This window comes from Enterococcus sp. RTP21361st1_A6_RTP21361_211029, from assembly GCF_040910045.1.
In the GTDB taxonomy this organism is placed as follows: Bacteria; Bacillota; Bacilli; order Lactobacillales; family Enterococcaceae; genus Enterococcus_D; species Enterococcus_D gallinarum.
The window spans coordinates 1-1,658 of sequence record NZ_JBDGBK010000194.1 but is presented as its reverse complement, the minus strand read 5'-3'; the positions used below and the strand labels follow the sequence as shown (position 1 = coordinate 1,658).

Below are 1,658 nucleotides of genomic sequence, written 5' to 3'. Positions count from 1 at the left end.
TTTTTTAATACCTAAAATAAAAATGGGGCTGAAGAATCAATTCTGATTCATCAGTCCCATAAATTATAGAGCCAAAATTCTTATCTGTTTTTTCCTCATGAAAAAATACAAAAAGCAATTTACGATTCATGCGGGAATCTAACAAGTTGATTGCAACGAGATGTCAGAATTTTGCATCCAGATGTTTTTCTTGTGATTCTTCCCAAAAGAATCAGAGTTTTCGGTATGCTAGTAGAAACGAACTGATGGATTAAGGAGATAGCATGAAAAAACTGGAAAAATTGATAGTCGCAAGCTCATTGATGTGGATAGGTTTCCCATTGGTTGCAAACGCAGAGGATGTCGATCGTCAAATTCAACAACAAACCCAGCGAATCAATGAAATCAAAGGGGAATCTGCTTCAATAGAAGCGTTCAAACAAAAGACGGAAGCGGAGATCCAACAACTTGAATCTGAAATGGATTCGATTTTGGCGTCAAAGGCCAGCACAGAGCAAAAGGTCAACAAAATCGCGGTTGAAATCAAGGAATTGGAGGAAAAAATCGCCAAACGGAAAGAAACACTGGCGAATCAAGCAAGAGATATTCAAGTTTCAGAACCTTCGAATGCCATGATGACGACATTACTTGATGCTGACTCACTAGGTGAAGCAATTCAACGAGCCATTGCTTCTGTCACCATCATGAATGCCAGCAATAGTATCGTTGAGCAACAGCAAAAAGACATCGAGACAAGTATCAAGCTCGAAAAAGAACTAGAAGAAAAACTATCCGAAATTGAAACTCATGCGAGCGAGCTGCAACAAAAGCAAGGGGAGCTTGCGGATGTACGATTGAATCAGGATGTGGCATTGGCCGACTTACGATTGTCTCTGAATCAAGAAGAGAGCAAAAAGTCTGATTTGGAAGCAGAAAAAGCGGCTGCTGAAAAGAAACGGGAAGAAACACTGAAACAATTAGCAGCAGAAGAAGCGTTAGCCGCAGAAGCTAAGATACAAGCACAAGCTGAGGCAAAAAAAACTCAGGAACAAGCGAAAAAACAAGTAGCCGCTGAAGCAGCGGTCTCTCAAGAAAAAGAGTCGGCAAAAGAAACCGGCACAGAAGCAACGACATACGCTAATGCTTCTACACCAATCAATGAAGAGACCAACATTGAAGAAACAAGTAAAAAAGAAACCAATCAAGATACTGACCAAGAAACACCGGAGCTTGCTAGTGGAAATCAAACAAGCGGTTGGTCTTTACCGGTCGATTCTGTCCATATCTCGAGTCGTTTTGGATACCGTACAGATCCAACGGGCTCTTCCGGCAACCAGCACAATGGGATCGACTTTACCGGCAGCAGTGGAACACCGATTTATGCGATTCAAGGTGGGAAAGTGGTAGAAGCCGGTTATGGTCCGTCCACAGGAAATTATGTGATTATAAAGCATCCGAATGGCATCTATAGTTATTACATGCACTTCAATGCATTGCCTGCTGTTAGTAGCGGTCAAAGTGTCACAGCACGTCAATACCTTGGTGGAATGGGAACAACTGGAAATTCGACTGGTGTCCATCTACATTTGGGAATGGCGACAGGACTATGGTCAGGCTTCTTTGACCCTGCGTCTGAATTAGGCCTCTAAATAAAAAAAGCAGCGGCTGCTTGCAGTGAT

At 42.3% G+C, this 1,658-nt stretch carries 1 protein-coding gene; it reads left to right on the top strand.

Annotation, left to right across the window (positions count from 1 at the left end; translation table 11 throughout):
* Nucleotides 1-263: 263 nt before the first annotated feature.
* Nucleotides 264-1,628 (top strand): peptidoglycan DD-metalloendopeptidase family protein, encoded by a 1,365-nt coding sequence (locus AB5Z52_RS16940; RefSeq protein ID WP_288551653.1) that lies wholly within the window; start codon nt 264-266, stop codon nt 1,626-1,628.
* Nucleotides 1,629-1,658 lie beyond the last annotated feature (30 nt).